The 21,329-nt window shown below is 51.0% G+C and carries 12 protein-coding genes; 9 read left to right on the top strand and 3 right to left on the bottom strand.

Annotated features, from left to right (window positions below):
• Window positions 1-62: 62 nt before the first annotated feature.
• The 5 genes from BLX24_RS10015 (at window position 63) to BLX24_RS10035 (ending at window position 7,563) form a co-directional block, all read left to right on the top strand.
• Window positions 63-1,064 (top strand): ion channel, encoded by a 1,002-nt coding sequence (locus BLX24_RS10015; protein WP_229201750.1) that lies wholly within the window; start codon window positions 63-65, stop codon window positions 1,062-1,064.
• A gap of 2 nt (window positions 1,065-1,066) precedes the next feature.
• Complete coding sequence (locus BLX24_RS10020) at window positions 1,067-1,978, top strand: S66 peptidase family protein (protein ID WP_071502988.1); 912 nt, start codon at window positions 1,067-1,069, stop codon at window positions 1,976-1,978.
• A gap of 108 nt (window positions 1,979-2,086) precedes the next feature.
• On the top strand, window positions 2,087-2,881 hold the full coding sequence (locus BLX24_RS10025) for an SDR family oxidoreductase (protein WP_071502989.1): 795 nt from the start codon (window positions 2,087-2,089) through the stop codon (window positions 2,879-2,881).
• A gap of 222 nt (window positions 2,882-3,103) precedes the next feature.
• Window positions 3,104-6,142, top strand: coding sequence for a SusC/RagA family TonB-linked outer membrane protein (locus BLX24_RS10030; protein WP_071502990.1), 3,039 nt, complete (start codon window positions 3,104-3,106; stop codon window positions 6,140-6,142).
• A gap of 53 nt (window positions 6,143-6,195) precedes the next feature.
• Window positions 6,196-7,563 (top strand): RagB/SusD family nutrient uptake outer membrane protein, encoded by a 1,368-nt coding sequence (locus BLX24_RS10035; RefSeq protein WP_071502991.1) that lies wholly within the window; start codon window positions 6,196-6,198, stop codon window positions 7,561-7,563.
• A 171-nt stretch (window positions 7,564-7,734) separates the two neighbouring features.
• On the opposite strand, the gene BLX24_RS10040 is transcribed toward BLX24_RS10035, so the two are convergent.
• The 3 genes from BLX24_RS10040 to BLX24_RS10050 all read right to left on the bottom strand — a co-directional run bounded on the left by BLX24_RS10040 (window position 7,735) and on the right by BLX24_RS10050 (window position 13,893).
• Window positions 7,735-9,048 (bottom strand): amidohydrolase, encoded by a 1,314-nt coding sequence (locus tag BLX24_RS10040; protein WP_071502992.1) that lies wholly within the window; start codon window positions 9,046-9,048, stop codon window positions 7,735-7,737.
• A gap of 158 nt (window positions 9,049-9,206) precedes the next feature.
• The gene (locus BLX24_RS10045) at window positions 9,207-10,706 is read right to left on the bottom strand and encodes a RagB/SusD family nutrient uptake outer membrane protein (RefSeq protein ID WP_071502993.1); all 1,500 of its coding nucleotides are present in this window, start codon (window positions 10,704-10,706) and stop codon (window positions 9,207-9,209) included.
• A 13-nt stretch (window positions 10,707-10,719) separates the two neighbouring features.
• Window positions 10,720-13,893 carry a SusC/RagA family TonB-linked outer membrane protein gene (locus BLX24_RS10050; protein ID WP_071502994.1) on the bottom strand — a complete coding sequence of 1,058 codons (3,174 nt, stop codon included), beginning with the start codon at window positions 13,891-13,893 and terminating at the stop codon, window positions 10,720-10,722.
• A gap of 1,111 nt (window positions 13,894-15,004) precedes the next feature.
• Between BLX24_RS10050 and BLX24_RS10055 the strand changes: the two genes are divergently transcribed.
• The 4 genes from BLX24_RS10055 to BLX24_RS10070 all read left to right on the top strand — a co-directional run bounded on the left by BLX24_RS10055 (window position 15,005) and on the right by BLX24_RS10070 (window position 21,273).
• Window positions 15,005-17,986: a SusC/RagA family TonB-linked outer membrane protein gene (locus tag BLX24_RS10055; protein WP_071502995.1), complete on the top strand. Its 2,982-nt coding sequence runs from the start codon at window positions 15,005-15,007 to the stop codon at window positions 17,984-17,986.
• 22 nt (window positions 17,987-18,008) lie between these two features.
• Window positions 18,009-19,415, top strand: coding sequence for a RagB/SusD family nutrient uptake outer membrane protein (locus BLX24_RS10060; protein ID WP_071502996.1), 1,407 nt, complete (start codon window positions 18,009-18,011; stop codon window positions 19,413-19,415).
• Window positions 19,416-19,442: 27 nt separating this feature from the next.
• Window positions 19,443-19,943, top strand: a complete 501-nt coding sequence (locus tag BLX24_RS10065; protein WP_071502997.1) for a hypothetical protein — start codon at window positions 19,443-19,445, stop codon at window positions 19,941-19,943.
• Between the two features lie 232 nt (window positions 19,944-20,175).
• Entirely contained in the window at window positions 20,176-21,273 is a 1,098-nt protein-coding gene (locus BLX24_RS10070; protein ID WP_071502998.1) for an efflux RND transporter periplasmic adaptor subunit, read from the top strand.
• The last annotated feature ends 56 nt before the right edge of the window (window positions 21,274-21,329 follow it).

The following is a 21,329-nucleotide window of genomic DNA, read 5'->3' on the forward strand; positions in this document are numbered from 1 at the left end:
CTCTTCATTAGATTAGCATTAGAATTCTGTTAAATCACAACGCCTATCGACTTACTATTACCTTGAAAAAGCGAATTCACTCAGCCGAAAACCGGAAAAACCGGAATTTAGGCGGCCGGGCCAGCCGGCTGGTCGAGCAGGAAGGCAATCGCCAGGACCTCGGTTTCGGAACACGGGCCGATACGACCTCCCGGCTACTCAATAAAGACGGTTCGTTTAATGTCCGGCATATCAATCAAGGGTTCTGGAACCGGCTGAATATTTATCCCCGGCTTATAACGATGCCCTGGCTGCCTTTCCTGGGCTGGATTTTTGCGGCTTATATGGTCGCCAATACGTTTTTTGCGCTCATTTATGTCGGGGTCGGGGTAGATAACATGATGGGGGCCGAAAACACGCAGGTCTCGGCATTCTGGAGTTCTTTCTTCTTCAGTGCCCAAACCCTGACTACGGTCGGTTACGGCCATCTGGCCCCGCGTGGCTTTCTGATGAGCTCCATTGCGGCTTTTGAGTCGATGCTGGGGCTGCTGTCTTTCGCCCTGGCAACCGGTCTGCTTTATGCGCGTTTCTCACGGCCGACCCCGCACATACGTTTTTCAAAAGTAGCGGTGTTTGCGCCCTATCTGGATGTCAACGGCTGGATGTTCCGCATCATCAATGAACGCAGTAATCAGCTGATTGATGTAGAAATCGAAGTGTCCTATTCACGAATGGTCACCAAACCCGATGGCAGCCGGTCGCGTCAGTACTCTATTCTGAAGCTGGAACGGAACAAGGTGGCCTTTTTCCCGAACAACTGGACCCTTGTGCATGCCATTACGCCCGACAGCCCGATGCACGATTGTACGGAGGAGCAACTAATGGATTCCGACGCCGAATTTCTGATTTTGTTGCGGGCTATTGACGATACGTTCTCTCAGATGGTACATTTGCGGTATTCGTACCGCTGCGATGAAGTGGTATGGGGCGCAAAATTCCGGCCGATGTTTAACGGCGACACCCGAACGATGGTTACCGTCGATCTCAACAAACTGGATGAATACGATCTGGTACCCTTAAATTAAGTATGATTACTCCCCCTTTTCTGGCCCCGGGCGATACCGTGGGCATTGTGGCACCTGCCAGCCGGTTTCCGTATCAAGAGCTTCAGGAAGGCCTCCGCTTACTGCGTCAGGATTGGCAACTCAACGTCATTGAAGGCGAAAGTGTACAGGCAGCTGACGGGCCTTTTGCCGGTTCGGATACCCTGCGCCGCGACGACCTTCAGCGCATGCTCGACAACCCGGAGATTAAGGCAGTATTTGCCGCACGGGGTGGCTACGGCTGCTACCGCATCGTTGATCAGCTCAATCTCACCGCCTTCCGGCAATCGCCGAAATGGCTGGTAGGTTTCAGCGATGTAACCGTACTCCACAGCTGGCTGACCCGGCATGGAGTCGTTAGCCTGCACGGCATCATGCCGAAACAGTTCGGCAACGAGGGCGTGGAAGGCGCTCTGGCCTCGCTGAAACAATGGTTATTCGGTAAGCTACCCGCACACTACGCCATTCCATCCCATCCGCTCGAAAGACAAGGACTAGCTGAAGGTCAGCTGATTGGCGGCAATCTAACGCTGTTAATTAATTCACTGGATACCCCGACAGACCTCGATTACCGGAATAAAATCCTGTTTATCGAAGATATTGACGAGACGCTGTTTTCACTTGACCGGATGATGTGTCAGCTCAAGCGTTCGGGCCGGCTGGCCGAACTCGCCGGGCTGGTCGCCGGACAGTTTACAGATATGCAGCTCAGCTTGTCGTTGCCGTTTGAAAAAGAGGCTAACCAGATTATTGCAGATGCCGTTGCCGGCTATGAGTACCCCGTCTGTTACGATTTCCCGGCCGGCCATGTTGCCCATAACCTGACGCTGCCGCTGGGCCGGACCGTACGCCTTCAGGTGGATGCCAATGCGGGAAACCAGCTCCGGTTTATCTGACAGCATTTGCTGATTTGTCGGATAACCTGATTACGGGTCAGACTTTTTTTACTAAAATGAGTTATTGTAGGGATACCATCCTGTAATCCTGTCAAAACCCATTCGTTCATGTCATTCCGGGAAAAAGTAGTCTGGATTACCGGTGCCTCGTCCGGGATTGGCGAGGCACTGGCTATTGAACTGGCCCGGCAAGGTGCGCGGCTCGTGCTGTCGGCCCGCCGCGAAGATGAGCTCCGGCGGGTAGCGGGTCTGGCCGGGATTCTGCCCGACAATCTGTTTATCCTGCCCCTCGATATGGCCCGGCCCGATGATTTTCCGCAGCTTGTACAGGCCGTTACAGCCCGCTTTGGCCAGATCGACTATGTTTTTCAGAACGCCGGTATTACCCAGCGCGGCCTGGTCTCTGAAACGGCTCTGCCGGTTTTTCAGCAATTATTTGACGTCAATTTTTTCGGGGTTGTGGCGCTGACGAAAGCGATATTACCGGTCATGCAACAGCAGGGAAGCGGTCATTTTGTGGTGACCAGCAGTGTGGCCGGGAAGATCGGCACCAAAATGCGGTCGGGCTACTGCGCCACGAAACATGCCCTGCATGGATTCTTTGACTCGCTGCGGGCCGAAGTGTATGAACAGGGCTTACGGGTTACCATCGTTTGCCCGGGCTATATCCGCACCCCGATTTCGCTGCACGCACTCAATGCGAAGGGTGAAAAACACGGCCGTATGGACGACAATCAGACCAAAGGCATGGCACCGGAGGTCTTTGCCCGGAAACTGACCCGTGCCGTCCTGCGCAGCAAAAATGAAGTGTATATCGGCGGGTATGAAGTGGTGGGTATCTACCTGCAACGATTCTTTCCCGGACTGCTTTCCTATATTCTTCGTCGGCGAAAACCGGAATAAGCCCAATTTTCTGCTTCAGAATCAGGCTGTAAAATCATTTTTTTTCGGCGGGCCGATTTTTTTTCATTTTATTTCACACTAATAATTAACTGTTTACGAACATTTTGCGTATTGGGTATTCAGGAAACCTGTTATGCCTGGTTTTTATAGCATTAAGCCATATTAGGTTACTTGTTTTTTATTTATAATTTGCAAAAAACCCTCATTAACTGCACGTTGAGTATGAGAAAACAATTACTATTGAGCTTACTGGTTTGCTTTGCCTTCTGGCTGCCGGCGCTGGCTCAGGATCGATCCATTTCGGGTGTTATCACCTCGGCAGATGAAGGGTCTGTTTTGCCGGGAGTCAGTGTTCAGATTAAAGGTACCAACAGAGGTACTACCTCCAACAATGAAGGGAAATTTACGCTTCAGAACGTGCCCGCCAACGCCACACTTCAATTTTCCTTTATCGGTTACCAGACCCGGGAACTCCTGATCGGTAATCGCGCTACCATCAATGTCAGCCTTTCCGCAGATACCCGCTCTATTAATGAAGTAGTTGTAGTTGGTTACGGAAGCCAGTCGAAACGGAATTTAACGGGTAACGTCGCTAAAGTAAGCGGCGCCGAAATCCAGAATATTCCGGTACCAAGTGTCGAACAGGCCTTGCAGGGCCGCGCGGCAGGGGTACAGATTACGTCGCTGAACGGTAAAGTCGGCCAGGGTATTCAGATCCGTGTACGGGGTTCATCGTCGGTGACGGCCAGCAACCAGCCGCTATACGTGATCGACGGCATTCCGGTGACGTCGCAGAACCTCTCGACCAACGGCGCGCCAACCAACCCGATTGCCGATCTGAACTTCAACGACGTTGAATCCATCGAAATCCTGAAAGATGCGGCAGCTACAGCCATCTATGGTTCCCGCGCCTCAAACGGGGTGGTGCTGATTACAACCAAAAAAGGGAAACAAGGCGGGCCGACTCAGTTTGAGCTCAATGCGTTTTACGGCGCCAGTACGCCCACGCACAAACGTCAGTTTCTGGGTACCAAAGATTACATCACCCTGTTCCGCGAGGCCGTTAACAACTCCAACGCCCTGGGTTTAACCCGCATCACGCAGAACCAGCTGGAAAACTTTTTTACCTTCTACGCCCTCAACAACCGCTCGGCCTGGGAACAGGCCACCGTCAATACCGACTGGCAGTCGCTTGCGTTCCAGGATGCACCTATGCAGCAGTATGACCTGAGCGCCCGTGGCGGCGATGCCAAAACACGCTTCTACGTATCGGGGTCTTATTCGGACCAGTATGGTATTCTGGCCAAAAACCGGTTTACCCGGATGAGCGGCCGCGTCAACCTCGACCACTCTGCCAGCGATAAGTTAACCCTGGGCGTCAACATGAATATTGCCCGGACAACCAACTACCGTCTGGCCAACGATAACTCGTTTACAACACCCATGCAGATTGTGGCATTACCGCCATTCGCACCGGCAGCCGACCCGGTTACCGGCAAGTTCAATGAAAATACACCGTATTACAACCCGCTTCGGGATAAGGAATACGCTTCATTCACGACGTTTGTCAATCGGGTAATCGGCAATGTCTATGCCGATTACAAGCTGTTCAAAGGCCTGTCGTTCCGTTCGGAGTGGGGGATCGACCTGCTCAACCAGAACCAGCAGCAGTACTATGGCCGCGAAACCCTGCTGGGGAATCCGCAGGCGCTGGCCACCAATGACTTTACGCAGGTAACCAACTATACGACCAACAACTTCTTCAGCTATGGCCGTACGTTTGCAGAGAAGCATTCACTTGATGCAACGGCCGGTATGTCGTTTCAGGAATCACAGACGAATTTCACCAACGTAACGGGTAAGGATTTCCCGAACGATGCCTACCGGCAGATTTCATCGGCGGCCCGTATTACCGATGGTTCTACTACAGAGACTGTATTTACGTTCCTGTCTTACTTTGCCCGTCTGAATTATCAGTATAACAACCGGTATATTCTCGGGCTGGTCGGACGGATTGACGGGTCATCACGGTTCGGGGTAAACAAACGGTATGGTGCATTCCCGTCTGCTTCATTAGGCTGGATTATTTCCGAAGAGTCCTTCATGGAAAACATTCCGGTGATCAGCAACCTGAAACTGCGGGCCAGCTACGGGCTGACGGGTAATGCGGAGGTAGGAAACTTTGGTTCCCGTTCGCTGTATTCGGGTACGGCCGGTTATGCCGGTGTGCCGGGGCAGGCTCCTACCCAGATTCCAAACCCGGATCTGAGCTGGGAAAAAACCTTACAGACCGACGTCGGGCTTGAATTCGGGTTATTTGGCGGCCGCCTGTCGGGTGAGCTGGACTACTACATCAAAAACACCCGCGATCTCTTACTGAATGTTAACATTCCGGCCACAACGGGCTATGCTACTCAGCTTCGTAACGTGGGTAATCTGGAAAACAAAGGGATAGAAGTCGTCTTAAACAGCCAGAACGTACGGGGTGCCTTTACGTGGAATACCAGCTTTAACATTTCGACGAACAAGAATAAAATCACGAATCTGAATGGGCAGGTAATCGACGGAGGGTTTGTTAACCAGGCCCGTGAAGGCTATTCGATCGGGGTGTTTTATGCCTATGAGTATGCCGGTGTAGACCCGCAGAACGGTGACGCGCTGTATTACAAAAATACCCTGAACGGTGATGGTTCGCGTGATCGCTCCACCACCAACAACCCCAACCTGGCCGAACAGGTGGTCATTGGCAACCCGAATCCGAAATGGATCGGTGGTATTACCAACAACCTGTCGTATAAGGGCATTGACCTTACATTCCTGGTTCAGGGGCAGTATGGCAATGACATCTTTAATGCGGCCGGTACCTACATGTCGTCCAATGCCAGTCTGATTGATAACCAGACACCGGATCAGTTGCGCCGCTGGCAGAAACCAGGCGATATTACGGATGTGCCTCAGGCCCGGTACGGCGGCGATAACGGCAACACCAACTCATCGCGGTATGTGCAGCGCGGTGACTATCTGCGGCTGAAAACGGTAACGCTTTCGTACATCCTGCCGAAAAGCCTGACAAACAAGGTAAAACTGAACCGCGTCCGGGTGTATGCAACGGCTCAGAACCTGTATACCTTGACTAAATACAACGGCTGGGATCCGGAAGTAAATACCGATGCCGCCGCAGGAAACATCGGACTGGGCAACGATTTTTACTCCGCTCCGCAACCTAAATCGTTTATTGCAGGCTTAAACATCAATTTCTAAGATCGTAGACGCTCCCTTTCGGCCTGGCCGGAAAGCGCTTAACATATACACTCATGAAAACCTACAAGTTATTCATAACGGGTTCGCTGCTGGTGGGCGGTCTGTTGTTTAGCAGCTGCGACAACAAACTGGATGTTCAGCCCCGCAACTCACTTGATTCCAAAGATGCCCTTAAAACCCAGACCGATCTGCAGGCGCTGCTCGTCGGTGCCTATGATGCCCTGGGCGACGGCGATCTGTATGGCGGCAATCTGCAGCGTAATGCCGAACTGTTGGGCGATAACGGCGAAGCGACCTGGGATGGTACATTCATTGACCCGGGTCAGATTTACCGCAAACAGATTCTGGTGACAAATCAGGATGTAGCCAACATGTGGATATCAGCCTACAGCACCATCAATATCTGTAACACCGTGCTGGCCAACCTTGACCTCGCAACCGATGCCAACGAAAAAACACGCATTGAAGGCGAGGCGAAGTTTATCCGCGGTTCGATGTATTTCGAACTGGTCCGGTTGTTTGCTAAATCGTGGGGCGACGGTGACGCCAATACAAACCCCGGAGTCCCGCTGGTATTAACGCCGACGACGACCATTTCGAACAGCGATTTTGTCAGCCGCAGTACCGTTGCGCAGGTCTACGCCCAGGTTATCAAAGACTTGACCGATGCGGAAGCCAAAATTCCGATCAGCAATGATTTTTATGCATCAAGTGGCGCCGCAGCCGCTATGTTGTCCCGTGTTTACTTACAACAAAGCAATTATGCCGCAGCGGCCAATGCGGCCAACCGCGTGATTCAGTCTAATCAGTATAAGCTTGTTGATCTGGGAGACGTATTTGACCTGCGCTTTTTTGTAAATGGCCGGGATACGGAAGAAACAATTCTTTCGATGCAGGTTACGGACCAGGATGGTGTCAACAACCTGAATTTATATTACATCGATGAAGGATGGGGCGGACGTGGCGATATTTACATTGAAAACCGCCACCTGAGTCAGTATGAAACGGCAGATAACCGGGGAGGCCTTTTCTATCAGGATGATGCCGGACTGATCCGGACGGCAAAATTTGTGAATAAATACGGCAATATTCAGGTGTTGCGCCTGGCCGAAATGTACCTGACACGCGCAGAAGCTAACTTTCAGAACGGCTCCAGCATCGGTGCCACCCCACTGGCCGACATTAACCTGATCAGAAGCCGGGCAGGCTTAGGTGCTTTAACCAGCGCCCAACTGAACCTGAATGCTATTCTAAAAGAGCGTCGGCTCGAACTGGCTTTTGAGGGCACCCAGATCCATGACATCAAGCGTACACGCCGCAGCATCGGAAATATCCGTTATAATGCCGATCGTCTGGTGTACCCGATTCCCCAGCGCGAAATTCTGGCCAACAAAAGCCTGATTCAGAATTCGGGATATTAATTTTTTGTTCTGATTTGCTGTTAGTTGCTGAGTAAAAGACGTAGGGCCGGTTGTCGGATAGACAACCGGCCCTACGTCTTTAATAAAGTAGTAACACGACTTAGACAGGATCGCCCGGCGGTCGTGCCACCACTCCTTGTTCACAGCAACCACCAGAACAACCAGTAACGATTATTTCTTAAACTGCTCCATGTAATCAACTGTCAGGTGGCAGAAGGTTTTTACACCCAGGACAAAACCACCTTCGTCGATGTAAAAGTCGGGGGTGTGATGCGATGGCACCTCTTCCACCTTTTTCCCTTTTGGCATTCCGCCCAGGAAATAGAAGAAGCCAGGTACCTTTTGCTGGAAGAAAGAGAAATCTTCGGCCCCCGTCTGGGCCGGTGTAATTTTCACGTTATCCTTTCCGGCCAGCGCTTCCAGCGTCGGAATCATCTGATCGGTCAGTTTCGGATCGTTATAGGTTACCGGATACATTACGTCAACCTTCACCTCAGCCTTAGCCCCGGCGCTTTCGGCAATGTTCGTCGCGATTTCATCAATCCGGCGGTGCACCAGCTTCTGGGCTTCCGGACTGAACGTCCGGATCGTGCCGATCATGTTCACTTCTTCCGGGATAATGTTCTGCCGGATACCGCCGTGGATCGCACCAACCGTTACAACGGCCGGGCCTTCGGTTAATTGCAGGTTCCGGCTCACAATGGTCTGCAAGCCCAAAACCACCTGCGACGCCGTTACAATCGGGTCAACGCTCGACCACGGAGCAGCACCGTGTGCCTGACGGCCTTTAATTTTAATGGCATAGGAATCTACGGCCGCCATTGTTGCGCCGGGGCGGTATTTAATCGTACCGACTTCGGTCTGCGAATTGATGTGCAGGCCAAAAATCGCGTCGACTTTCGGGTTTTCCAGCACGCCTTCCTTCACCATCAGGGCCGCACCACCCTCTTCGCCTTGCGGCGCTCCCTCCTCGGCCGGCTGGAAAATAAACTTAACCGTACCTTTCAATTCACTTTTCATGGCCGCCATTACTTCGGCGGCTCCCATCAGCATGGCCACGTGCGTATCGTGCCCACAGGCGTGCATCACGCCGGTTTGCTGGCCGTTATACTCCGTCCGGACATTAGACTTAAAGGGGATATCGACACGCTCCGTCACCGGCAGGCCATCCATATCGGCGCGCAGGGCAACGACCGGCCCTGGCTTTCCGCCTTTCAGGATACCCACTACGCCGGTTTTGCCAACGCCCGTTGTGACCTCGATGCCCAACGATTTCAGGTGGGCGGCAATGATGCCCATCGTCCGGATTTCGCGGTTGCCCAGTTCCGGGTTCTGGTGAAAGTCACGACGCCAGGCAACCACCTTCTTTTCGATGCCGTCGGCCATCTTATCCATTTTGGTTTTCAGGCCGGCCGTCTGAGCCGAAACGGCCATGGGCAGCAGCGCGCCTGCGGCAATTCCTACTGTCTTGATAAACTTTTTCATAGGTCTGTACAATCGTCGGAAGTTGTTAAATTTACTTTGCTGACAAAATAATATAGTAGCTTCTTTAATTCTTACAAATTATTGTACTAAAAAAAGCGGCTGTCTCAAAACTAATGAGACAGCCGCTTTTTACAAAGTATTTAACCGGAATAAACCGTTTAGTTACGTACTACCAACGGGTTGGTCTGCAACTCCGTTGCCGGAATCGGCCATACATAGCGTGAATCCGACGGCGGAACCGCACCAACTGCTCCTTTAGCCGGAATGGTGGCATTCAGACGCATGATGTCGGTATTGCGGAGGCCTTCGCCCAGGAACTCAACGCGGCGTTCCAGCAGCACGGCATCAATAAACGCCTGCGCATTGGCAAAGCTGGCAGCGGTATAAACCCCTGCCGGATTAGAGCGGCCGCGTACGGCATTCAGCAGGGCCAGTGACTGGGCATCTACCGTGTTTGATGCCCGTACTTTGGCTTCTGCCAGGTTCAGTAATACCTCTGCATAGCGGATTACCTGCGCGCGGTCGGTATACGGGGTACCGGTCGGGTATTTTTTCAGGAATGTTTCCGTACCAGACGTCACCACGAAGTTGGTACGGCGGGCATCCGTTGCACCCAACACAGCGGTGTTCGAAATGATACCGGCCGGGTTCAGACTAAACTCACCGTTACCGCCCAGCGACGAAGGCAGGAAGTAATAGGCCAGCTGGTTCTGCGTACCCGGGGCGTTCTGCGCTGTAAACGGAAACGACATGATCGTCTCAGTTGTCTCCTGCGGCGGCGCAAATACGTTGGCAATCGACGAGGCCAGTGCATGCGGAACACCCGTAGCAGCGGCAAACGGTGCCGAAGCCGGCACAATTTTGTTTGCTTCAGTCACTACGTTTGCCCAGTTACCCATTGTCAGGTAAACGCGGGTTTTCAGAGCGATTGCCGAGTTTTTATGTGCGCGTGTCGTGCGGGTTGTTGCATCGCCGTATGTCAATGGCAGGTTTTGTTCCGCAAAGTTCAGGTCGTCCAGAATCTGCGTGTATACTTCTGCCACGGTACTGCGGGCCAGCTCATTGTTCAGTGAGTTAGTCTCCGCTTTCAGACGAAGCGGCAGACCCGGCTTGCTGCCGTTACCGTCTACGTACGGACGGGCATAGAACTGCAGCAGTGAGTAGTAGCACAGCGCGCGCAGGAAACGCGCTTCTCCCTTGTACTGATTCGCTGTAACGGTAGCAAAATCTGCCGGGAAGGTCGGCACTACATACTTAGCGGTATTGGCGTCCAGACCAGCCAGAAACACGTTGATCTGGTTGATGGCGGCATAGGCCGCTCCCCACATGTTGATGACATCGTTCTGCGACGTTTCGGTCAATGTGTGGTTCCATACGCCCAGTGCGGTTACACCGTTGTTGGTACGGTTCAGAAAATCGTCTGCCCGGACATCACCATAGACATAGTAACGGCCACCCAGGAAGTTCCCGCTTTTTACAGACGTATACATGTTATTTACCTGCAGCAACACACGGGCAGGAGTATCATACACGACCTGGTCGGAGAACAGGGTTTTGGGTACTGGATTCAATAAGTCCGTCTGGCACGAGAACTGGCCAAACGCCAGGGCCGTTGTCAGTGCGACTGCAGCAAATTTATTGTTGACGTATTTTTTCATTATCCTGACTCAATTAAAAACCGAGATTGATACCTAACGTGAATGTTCTGGCCTGACCGATTGAGTTCCGGTCAACACCAGCGCCTGTATTGCTGTTACCGTTTGTCGAAATTTCAGGGTCAATACCTGTGTATTTCGTCAGGATAAACGCATTCTGCACCTGACCATAAATCCGGGCGTTCTGGATTTTCAGTTTATCCAGCAAACCACGGGTAAATGTGTAGCCCAGCGAGATATTACGGGCGCGCAGGAAGTCTCCCTTCTCGACGTTCTCTGAAATAACCAGTGCCGAACCGTTAGATACGTTATCCCCATAAACAACGCGTGGCAGGGTACCGTTTTTGTTTTCCGGTGTCCAGCGGTTCAGGATGTCGGTGTGGTTGTTCCAGAAACGCTGATCGCGCAGACCGGCTTTTGTACCGTTGTACAGGTAGTTGCCGCCTGAGAACTGCAGGAAGATACCCAGATCAAAGCCTTTGTACCGGAACGTGTTGTCCAGACCACCGTACCATTTAGGCAGTACCGGGCCATAATATACCCCGTCGGCCAGCTGTGAAGGCGACGTTGTACCGCTACCGTCAGAAACCTTGGTCCAGCCGGTACCCAGGTGATCATACTGCACGATGGTACCATCTGCCTTACGGAACATCCGGCGACCGTTGTCCGGGTTGATGCCAACGGTAGGAACCGCTAACAGATCACCCACTGAGCGGCCTGCTGTCGTATAGTTGATGGTTTCCAGGCTGGTTGCCGTACCAATCCGCTGTCCTTCTGCGCTCAGGGCCAATACGCGGTTTTTCAGGGTCGTTACGTTACCGTTGATCGTCCATTTGAAATCACCTTGCGTGATGGCGTTGAACTGCAGGCTGAACTCGATACCGGTGTTCTGCATCGACCCTACGTTGGCGGGTACTGAGTTATTCGGAACCCCTTTCGACGGCGCCTGCGGTACGTCCAGAATCAGACCATCCACCAGGTTTTTGTAGTATGAGAACTCACCCTGTAAACGATCCTGTAACAAGCCGAACGAGAAGCCGATGTCTGTTTTCTTGCTGGTCTCCCAGGTCAGGGCTGAGTTACCGGCACTGTTATAGCCCAGGGTTGCCACTGCACCGTACAGACCTGAGGAATATGTCTGTAGTGAGGCGAAGTCATTGATACCATTACTGTTACCAACTTCACCGTAACTACCGGTCAGTTTCAGGTGGTTGATATTCTGCAGGAATGCCGAGTTTTTCCAGAATGCTTCTTCCGAGATAGTATACCCTAATGCAGCGCCGTAGAAGTTACCCCACTTATTGGCCCATGCCGAGTAGCCGTCGCGACGGAAGTTAACCGAAGCAAAATATTTTTTACCAAAGTCGTAGTTCAGACGGCCGAAATACGACACCAGATAGTTTTCAGTCTGCTGGCTACCGGAAACGGCAATGTTGGTAAAGTTTCCCTGATAGCTTTCGAAGAAAACGTCGGCCACCGCTGTGCGGTTAGCGCCCCAGCGTTCAATTTGTGTACGCTGCTCTTCTGCACCAACCAGTAAGGATACACTATGTTTTTCAGCGATAGTACGTGAATACTGGGCTGTATTCTGCCAGTTCCAGCGCTTCAGCGTACGGTAAGTGTTTGTGGCTGAACCACCTGACGAATACCCGTCGCCCGAAAGACCGGTCAGGAACGACTTATCTTCAAAACCAATGTTGTTGATACCATACTGCGTACGGATGTTCAGGCCTTTGATCACCTCCCAGTCTGCGTAGACGCTGCCCTGGATATCGTTACCTTCTGACGTAAACGAGTTTTTAGCCAGATCAACTACCGGGTTGTAGTAACCGGGCAGCAGGGCGGCCCCAGAAGCCGGGTTTACGTTAGCGCCTGCGCCTAAGCTAGAGCCATTGATGTTGAAGCTGCCATCGTTGTTGTAAGGGGCTACGTTTGGCGGCAACACAAGCGGCAGACGGCCCAAACCGGCTGTTGAGAAGGCCGCACCAGGAATAGAACCGCTGTTTGGTGAGCTGTTGTAGCTGTTTGCGTAACCAAAGCTGGTACCTACCTTGAATGTTTTATACACTTTATGGTCAACGTTCAGACGGGCCGATGTCCGCTTGAATTCGTTTTTCTGCAACATCCCTTTTTGGCCAGTATACCCCAGAGAGAGGTAATACGATGTATTGTCATTACCACCCGAGAAGCTGGCTGAGTTGGAGTGTGAGAAACCATTCTGATAGACGTAATCATACCAGTTAGTATTCACCTGATTGCCGTTGGCGTCCAGGCTTGGCCGGAAGCCTTCGATGTTGGTACCAGGTTTACCGCTCACGGCCAGTACGTTGGCATTCAGGTTACGGACCGCCTCATTTTTCATCAGCATGTACTGATCCGCATTCAGCATGTCAAACAACCGGAAAGGCTGGGTTACCCCGACCCATGCATCATACGTAAATTTGCCTTTGCCTTTGGTACCCCGTTTTGTCGTAACCAGAATAACCCCGGCGCTCGCGCGTGAACCGTAAATCGCGCTGGCAGACGCATCTTTCAGCACTTCTACGGATTCGATATCCGATGGGTTAATATTGCCCAGCGGGTTGTTCGGCGCGTTGGTTGATGAATTATCACCGGTAAAGGCAGGAATACCGTCGATTACCACCAGCGGGAACGAACTCAGGTTAATGGAGTTGACCCCACGCACGCGGATTACCGGCGGGTTGTTTAACAAACCGTTTGGTACGGTAATGTTTACACCGGCTGCCCGGCCACCCAATGCCTGTTCAAAGCTCTGAACCGGTAACTGCGCAATCTGCTTACCGCCGATTGACGAGATTGAGCCGCTTACGTCCCGCTTATACTGCGTACCGTAACCGACTACGACGACTTCATTCAGCTCACTGGCGTTCGCCGTAAGGGTGGCATTGATGCCTGTCTGATTGCCGACGGCTACCTCTTTCGGGTCGAAGCCGATAAATGAAAAGACAAGAGTTGCGTTTGTTGATGGAACATTAATTGTGTACCGACCGTCGCCGTCTGTTGAGACGCCCTGTTTTGTTCCTTTGATCAGGACGTTTACACCTGGTAAAGCAGACCCATCTTCTGATGAGGTCACCCGGCCCGACACACTGCGTTGCTGGGCCCAGCCATAATTGCTTATGAGTGTAAGCGCGGCCAGAAAGCATAGTATAAGTATGCTCTTCTTCATAGACTCATAGTTTAAGTTAATGAATATTATTGTTTGAGCACCAAATATAGTATTATTATAAATAACCTACACAAAGATTTAATATACTTATTCGATTTGTTACCAAAATAATCTATTGCATTTCATAACCAACAACCAATAAGGCCTAATACCTTATCTATTGGGTAGACATTACTATAATACAATTATTAATTATGCTGATCAGAAAACAAAGGCGCCATTTAAGTAAACTTTATGGTAGATATAAAATATTTAATGTGGTTTTAATTTGTAGTCAAAATATTTAGTTATATAGACTAGTGTCTATTTATTTAGATTATTCACCTGCAATAAATGTCCATTTCCGTGTCATATTTAAACTTTTCTCTGATCAAGGCATATGTAGAACAATATTTGTCATATTAACTAGTTTTCAAAACAAACATCGCCCAATCAATTATTATTGCGACAACTTATCTGGTATATCTACTCAAAATAATTCAATTTTCTATCTTCCGATTACTCGTATTTTCATACTCTTTTTACAGTGTTTCCTGAGTGGTAAAAATAGTTTTAAAGCTAATTATTGCTTAGCTAAAATTAACGATACACTTTTTTTGCTATTTATACTTAGAACCCGGATTATGTTAAATACACTTAACCTAATCTGTTAATGTGTCTCTTGAAAAATGAATAGTTCTTCATTTTTCAAGAGACACATTAATCTACCTTTCTTTCATCACCTACAGGGCATCTACATAAGAAAAACATCGACAAAAAACATAATATCAATCATATTTCAATTAAGCGATTTACGTGCTATTGCCTCCTTTAATCCTGAATCCTCCGCAACTTTTCTGTGTAATACCCCAACATTTTTTAAGTTTTTTTAAGTTTTTTTCAACTATACTTTTCCTCCGATAAATTTCACTTAATCCATTTTAATGCAATTTTAATACAATCCCATACCGGGAATAATCCAGGGAATTGCCCTAAAATATCCCTTGTATACACTTTACAATAATTGGTTATTTATGCTTATCCCCAAACAATAGTTTCCAAAACTCGTTCTTTACGATAATTTTACACCCCGTTAACTAAATAAACTTACAACTCTATCAACTAACTTCAGATGAAAAAATTACTACTTTCATCCTGGTTATTGACGTTATTCTTCGCGCTGCCATTGCTTGCGCAGGACATAACCATCAGTGGTCGGGTCACTTCATCAGATGATGGCGCAGGTTTGCCGGGCGTTAGTGTCCAGCTCAAAGGGTCAAGCCGCGGAACAACAACCGATGCCAATGGTAATTACAAATTCAATGCCCCTTCCGGCGCTCGTGTAGTATTTAGCTATATCGGCTTTACGCCCCAGGAAATCGCGGTCGGCAACCGGACTACGCTTAATGTTGTCATGCAGGCATCCGCCTCGGAACTGAGCGAAGTTGTCGTAACGGGTTACGGAAATGCCGCTCGCCGTCAGGATATCACCGGTGCGGTTGCCGCTGTGACTGGCAAAACCATTGAAAACCTCCCGATGCAGTCGGTTGACCGTGCCTTGCAAGGCCGTGCGGCCGGTGTGCAAGTCACAGCCCTCAGCGGTCAGCCGGGCGGTGCGCTGAACGTGCGTATCCGTGGTGTCGGCTCTATCAACGCCGGTAACAACCCACTGTACGTCATCGACGGGGTACAGGTATCGGACGGTGGCTTATCCGGCCAGGCCAGCTCAAACGTACTGACCTCACTAAACCCGAACGATATTGAGTCAATCGACATCCTGAAAGATGCGGCCGCCGCCGCCATCTATGGGGCACAGGGAGCTAACGGCGTAGTGGTAATCACCACAAAACGGGGTCGTTCGGGCCGGACCAAATTCAACGTATCCGTACAGGATGGCTTTACTGACGTCCTGAAAAAACTGGATGTATTAAGCGCATCGGAGTTTGCGACGCTGAAAATTGAAAACTTTGTTAACCGTGCTATTCAGACGAATGCATCGGTTGAAACCGCCCGTACATCAGCTATTACCCAATATGGTGACCCGTCAACGGTTCAGAATACCGACTGGCAGGATGCCGTTTTCCAGCGTGGCCGCCTGCGGATGTATGATGTCTCAGCATCAGGGGGCGACGGCAAAACAAACTTCTACATTGCCGGTTCGTATAACTTCCAGGAAGGTCAGGTCATCAAATCCGATTTCCGCCGTGGAACCCTGCGGGTAAACCTGGACCACCAGGCATCGCCGAAGCTGAAAATTGAAACATCCATCGGTTTATCAGCGACCCGTCTGAACGGAGCGATTGCTGATGGCGCATTCATTAACAGTCCGTTCTTTGCAGCGGCTCTGATCCTGCCAAACCAGCCGATCTACAAGACAGACGGTAGTTTTAATGCCCCACTTTCCGGAGCATTCAGCTATAACCCGCTACAAAGTGTAAAGTACGAAACCCGTCTGGGTACTACGGTACAAACGGTCAGTAACATTGCCGTTAATTACGAAATTATCCGTGGTCTGCGTTTCCGGTCGTTCTATGGCATAGACTATGCCAACAACCTGGACAACAACTACCGGGATCAGATCGTACCACAGTTTGCGTCAACCGGCGGTTCGGCTACGGTAACCAACCGGTATACCCTCAACTGGAATACGAACCAGACGCTGAACTATAACCGCTCATTCGGACGCCACAACATCAACGTCTTGGCCGGTGCCGAGTATCGCCAGGAAGTTCGTGAGACGGCTTCAGCAACCGGTCAGGGTTTCCCGAACGGTTTGTTCACGACGCTGGCAGCAGCTGCCCGTCCGATTACCACAACGGGTACATACACAACCTGGCGGATTGCCAGCTTGCTGAGCAGCGCGAACTACAAGTTCGGTGATAAATTCCTGGCGACGGCCTCCCTGCGTTATGACGGTTCGTCACGTTTTGGTGCCAATACCCGCTGGGGTCTGTTCCCGTCGGCTTCTATTGGCTACCGGATTTCGGAAGAAGAATTCATGAAAAACATTCCGGTCATCAAGGATCTGAAAATCCGGGCAGGTTATGGTGAAGCCGGGAATAACCTGATTTCGGATTTTGCCTCACGCGCTTTGTTCGGTCTGGGTGGTCAGTATATCGATTTACCGGGTATTCGCCCAAGCCAGCTGGGTAACAACAACCTGTCATGGGAAGTTGCGCGTACGCTGAACGTCGGTGTTGATTTTGACTTGTTTAATGGCCGTATCAGTGCCGCCATCGATGCGTATCGCAAAATCAATGACAAGCTCTTGTTATCCCGTCCGTTACCAAATGACAGCGGTTTTGGCTCGATATTCGAAAACCTCGGTAAGGTTGAAAACCGTGGTCTCGAAATCAGTCTGAAACACGTCAATATTGACAAAGGCGGTTTCCGGTGGGAAACAGACTGGAATGCTTCGTTCCAGCGGAACCGGATTCTTCAACTGCTACCGGGCCAGAACCGGATCGGTACAGCCTTACAGGTTGGGCAGCCAATTAACATCAACTGGTATCCAACCTATGCCGGTGTCAACCCGGCCGATGGCCGCGCCATGTGGTTAGATACACTGGGGAATATTACCTATACACTACAGACACGCGATTCACGGGTTCAGGGTTCACCGATTCCAAAAGGTTTTGGTGGTGTAACGAACACATTCCGCTATAAAGGATTAGCGCTGGAAGTATTCTTCCAGGGGCAGTGGGGTAACCGCGTACTGAACAACAACGGTTTCTTTATGGAAAGCTCGGCAACAGCCGGCTGGAACAACATGGCCAGTCAGCTGAACCGCTGGACAACACCAGGTCAGATCACCAGTGTAGCAGCCCCGTATGAAGGGGGTTCGGTACCGGGCAGTTCATCAATCCAGACATTCTCGTCGAAACAAGTCGAGAATGCCGGTTATGTCCGGATGAAGCAGATTACGCTAAGCTATGAACTGCCATCCAGCCTGACCCGCCGAATTAAAATGGACAAAATCCGGGTATTTGCGCAGGGAATTAACCTCCTGACCTGGACAGCTTACACCGGCTTTGACCCTGAAATCCTGAACACCGAAATCGGTACATACCCACAAAGCAAGCAGGTAATGGGTGGCATTCAGTTCGGTTTCTAATCAACAAACAGCATCAACTATCATGTTTAAACATATTCGTCTATCATTGACCGGCTGCCTTATTGTGCTGGCAGCCAGCTCATGCAGCGATCTGCTCATTACACAGCCTAAACAGTCTGTTGGTTCGGATCTGGCCTTGCAGGACATAACCGGTGTACGTTCCCTGTTGATTTCCGTGTATGACCGTCTGCAGCCAAATACCTATTACGGTGCCCGGATGATGATTGCACCGGAAATCATGGCCGACAATGTTCGTCTGACTAACAGTAACTCAAACCGCTACTTCAACGAGCGGGTGAATGCCGTTGGGGTACACATGCAGCAGTTCTGGGATAACTATGCCGCTATCAACGAAGCCAACTTTATCATTAAAGGGATCGATGGCTCAAATGCAACGGATGCCGAGAAAGCCCAGATCAAAGGTGAAGCGCAATTCCTTCGGGCCTTACTCTATTTTGATATGGCACGGGTTTTCGCCTATGAGCCTACTAAAGTGGTTAACGGCTTCAATTTAGGCATGATTCTCCGGACAGAACCAACGTCAGATGCGTCACAGGCAACTTTCCTGGAACGCTCAACCGTTGAGCAAACCTATCAGCTGATTGAGAAAGACCTGAAGGATGCCATCACCAACCTGCCGGCATCCGCATCTGCCAACCGTCTCCGTGCTAATAAAGCCGCTGCTCAGGCGTTGCTTGCCCGTCTGTATCTGTACTGGGAAAAATTCCCGGAAGCTATCCAGGCCGCTACGGATGCCCTGGCGGGCACAGCGGCTACCCTGGTTTCAGGCACAGGCTATCAGGCAGCCTTTACAACAGCACCGAATCCGGAGTCACTGTTTGAAATCAACTATGTGCAGGCTACGGAGTCATTGGGTGCCAATGAGTCAATGCACTCGCTGACTACCAACCTGACAACCGGTAACTGGGGTGATGTGGTGCCGACTACAGAGTTGCTGAACCTGTATGAGGCAGCCGACGTTCGCCGGGCAATGTTCTACTCGTCAACGAAATCAGGTGAAGCGGTCTTCTTTAGCCGTAAATTCTCTGGTTCACGCGGGCCATTCACCGATAACATTCCGGTGATCCGGTACTCAGAAGTATTGCTGATCCGGGCGGAGGCGTATGCCATGTCGGGCAACAGCGCGGCGGCAATCACTGACCTGAACCGTATCCGCACTCGCAGCGGCGCAACGCCGATCGCGTCAACCGTTACCGGTCAGGGCCTGGTTGATCTGATCCTGACCGAGCGTCGTCTGGAGCTGGTACTGGAAGGCCACCGGTTCTTTGACCTGAAGCGTAAGGGATTAACGATCACTAAAGCCAACCTGTCGGCGGTTGTTCCGTACACAGACTTCCGGATTCTGGCCCCGCTGCCAAATGCACAGGTTCAGCTGAACAGCAAACTAAAGCAGAACCCAGGCTATTAATCTCGTAACTCAAAATTTGTAAAAGACATGCGTAAAGCATTAAGTTATATTCTTGGATTCGGGGCTATGGTTTTGAGCCTGACATCCTGCTTCGAAAATCCGTCATGGACCTACGAAGGCCCTACCGTGGCTGAGTTCAGCAACCCGCGCCGTGGTTTTGCCACGCAGCCAACCAACAACGTGGCCAATGGCGTCCGTACCCGTACCGTTCGTCAGGGCATCGGCCGCGACAGTATTCTGGTCCAGCTGGTTGGTCCGCAACGCCCCGTTGCTACGACGATCAACTATAACATTGATCCGACAAGCACCGCTGTTGAAGGTACGCACTATCAGATTGTTGGTACCAAAGGCCAGGTTACCATTCCGCCAAACAGCAGTGTCGGATATCTGGTGGTTCGGTTCCTGCCCGGCATTCCGGCTACGGCTCCGACTACGCAAACAGTGACGCTGGTAACGACACTGGCCACGTCAACGGATATCAATCCAAGCGAAAACTACAAAACGTTTACGTTTACCGTCCGCAACTAAAACCGTTGTCCGTTCTTAATCGCTGAATGAGTGGCCAGTTTCCGGACTGGCCACTTTTTTTATACGCGTACATCCCATACCAACAACCTGTTAATCCGCAACTTCCTTATTTTGGTTACATGCAATCAGCAGGTGCCGATATTTTCATCTGAGGCAGACAGATTCACGTTTAAATCCACTTTTTTGCCTAGTTTAGTAGCCAAAACCGACGCTACTTTTACCTTCACTGCCTATGACAACATTTACCAAACGACTACTGACCGCTATCATCATTGTGCTGGTTGGGGCTTTGGCTTTTTACCCTAAACTAAAACCACTCCTGGCACCAAAACCCGACGAAAAAGCGGCGACGGGTGGCGGCAAACCCGGCGGCGATGCCAAAGGCGGCGGCAAGGCATCTGTCGACGTTATGGTCGTCAATATGCAATCGCTCGATGAGAAAATCCTGACTACCGGTACCATTATCCCGAATGAAGAAGTAGAAGTCCGGAGTGAAATTTCCGGTCGGGTGACCGGCATTTTCTTCAAAGAAGGCCAATACGTTAAAAAGGATGCTGTTTTACTGCGCATCAACGACGCCGACCTGCAGGCACAGTTGCAGAAACTGCTGTCGAACAAGCAACTGGCCGAGACCAATGAATCGCGGCAGAAACGACTGCTGGAAAAAGAAGCCATCAGCCGCCAGGAATACGACATCGCCCAGACCAACCTGAACGGGATTCTGGCCGATATTGAAAACCTGAAAGTACAAATCAGCAAAACCGTCATCCGTGCGCCGTTTGATGGCACCATCGGGCTGCGGTACATCAGCAGCGGCAGCTATATCTCACCGGCAAGCCGGATCGCGACCCTTACCAATACCAACCCTGCCAAACTCGACTTTTCGGTACCGGCAAAATACGCCCAACTGGTTCGTCAGGGCAGCAAAATCCAGTTTCTGGTCGAGGGCTCCTCCCGGCAATATGGCGGAACGGTCTACGCTGTCGAAACCAAAGTGGATCCCGAAACACGAAGCCTGCTGCTGCGTGCCGTCAGCCCGAACAACGACCGGACACTCGTACCGGGTGCTTTTGCCCGGATCAACGTTGTCCTCAATTCCCACGGCAACGCCATTGTGGTGCCAACGGAGGCCATCATTCCCGAACAGGCCGGCCAGAAAGTATTTGTGGTCCGTAACCGCAAAGCCGAGTCGGTCCCGGTTGAAATCGGCCTTCGCAACGACCGGACCGTCGAAATCCGCAGCGGCCTCCACGTCGGCGATTCGCTCATCACCGCCGGCACCCAGCTCGTCAAACCCGGCGGCGAAGTTGACATCAGAAACTTAAATTAGTGATTGGGCGGTTGAGTGATTGAGCGAACTAAAACGCCATCGATTCACTCAATCGC

This window comes from Arsenicibacter rosenii (assembly GCF_001870735.1).
Classification (GTDB): Bacteria; Bacteroidota; Bacteroidia; order Cytophagales; family Spirosomataceae; genus Arsenicibacter; species Arsenicibacter rosenii.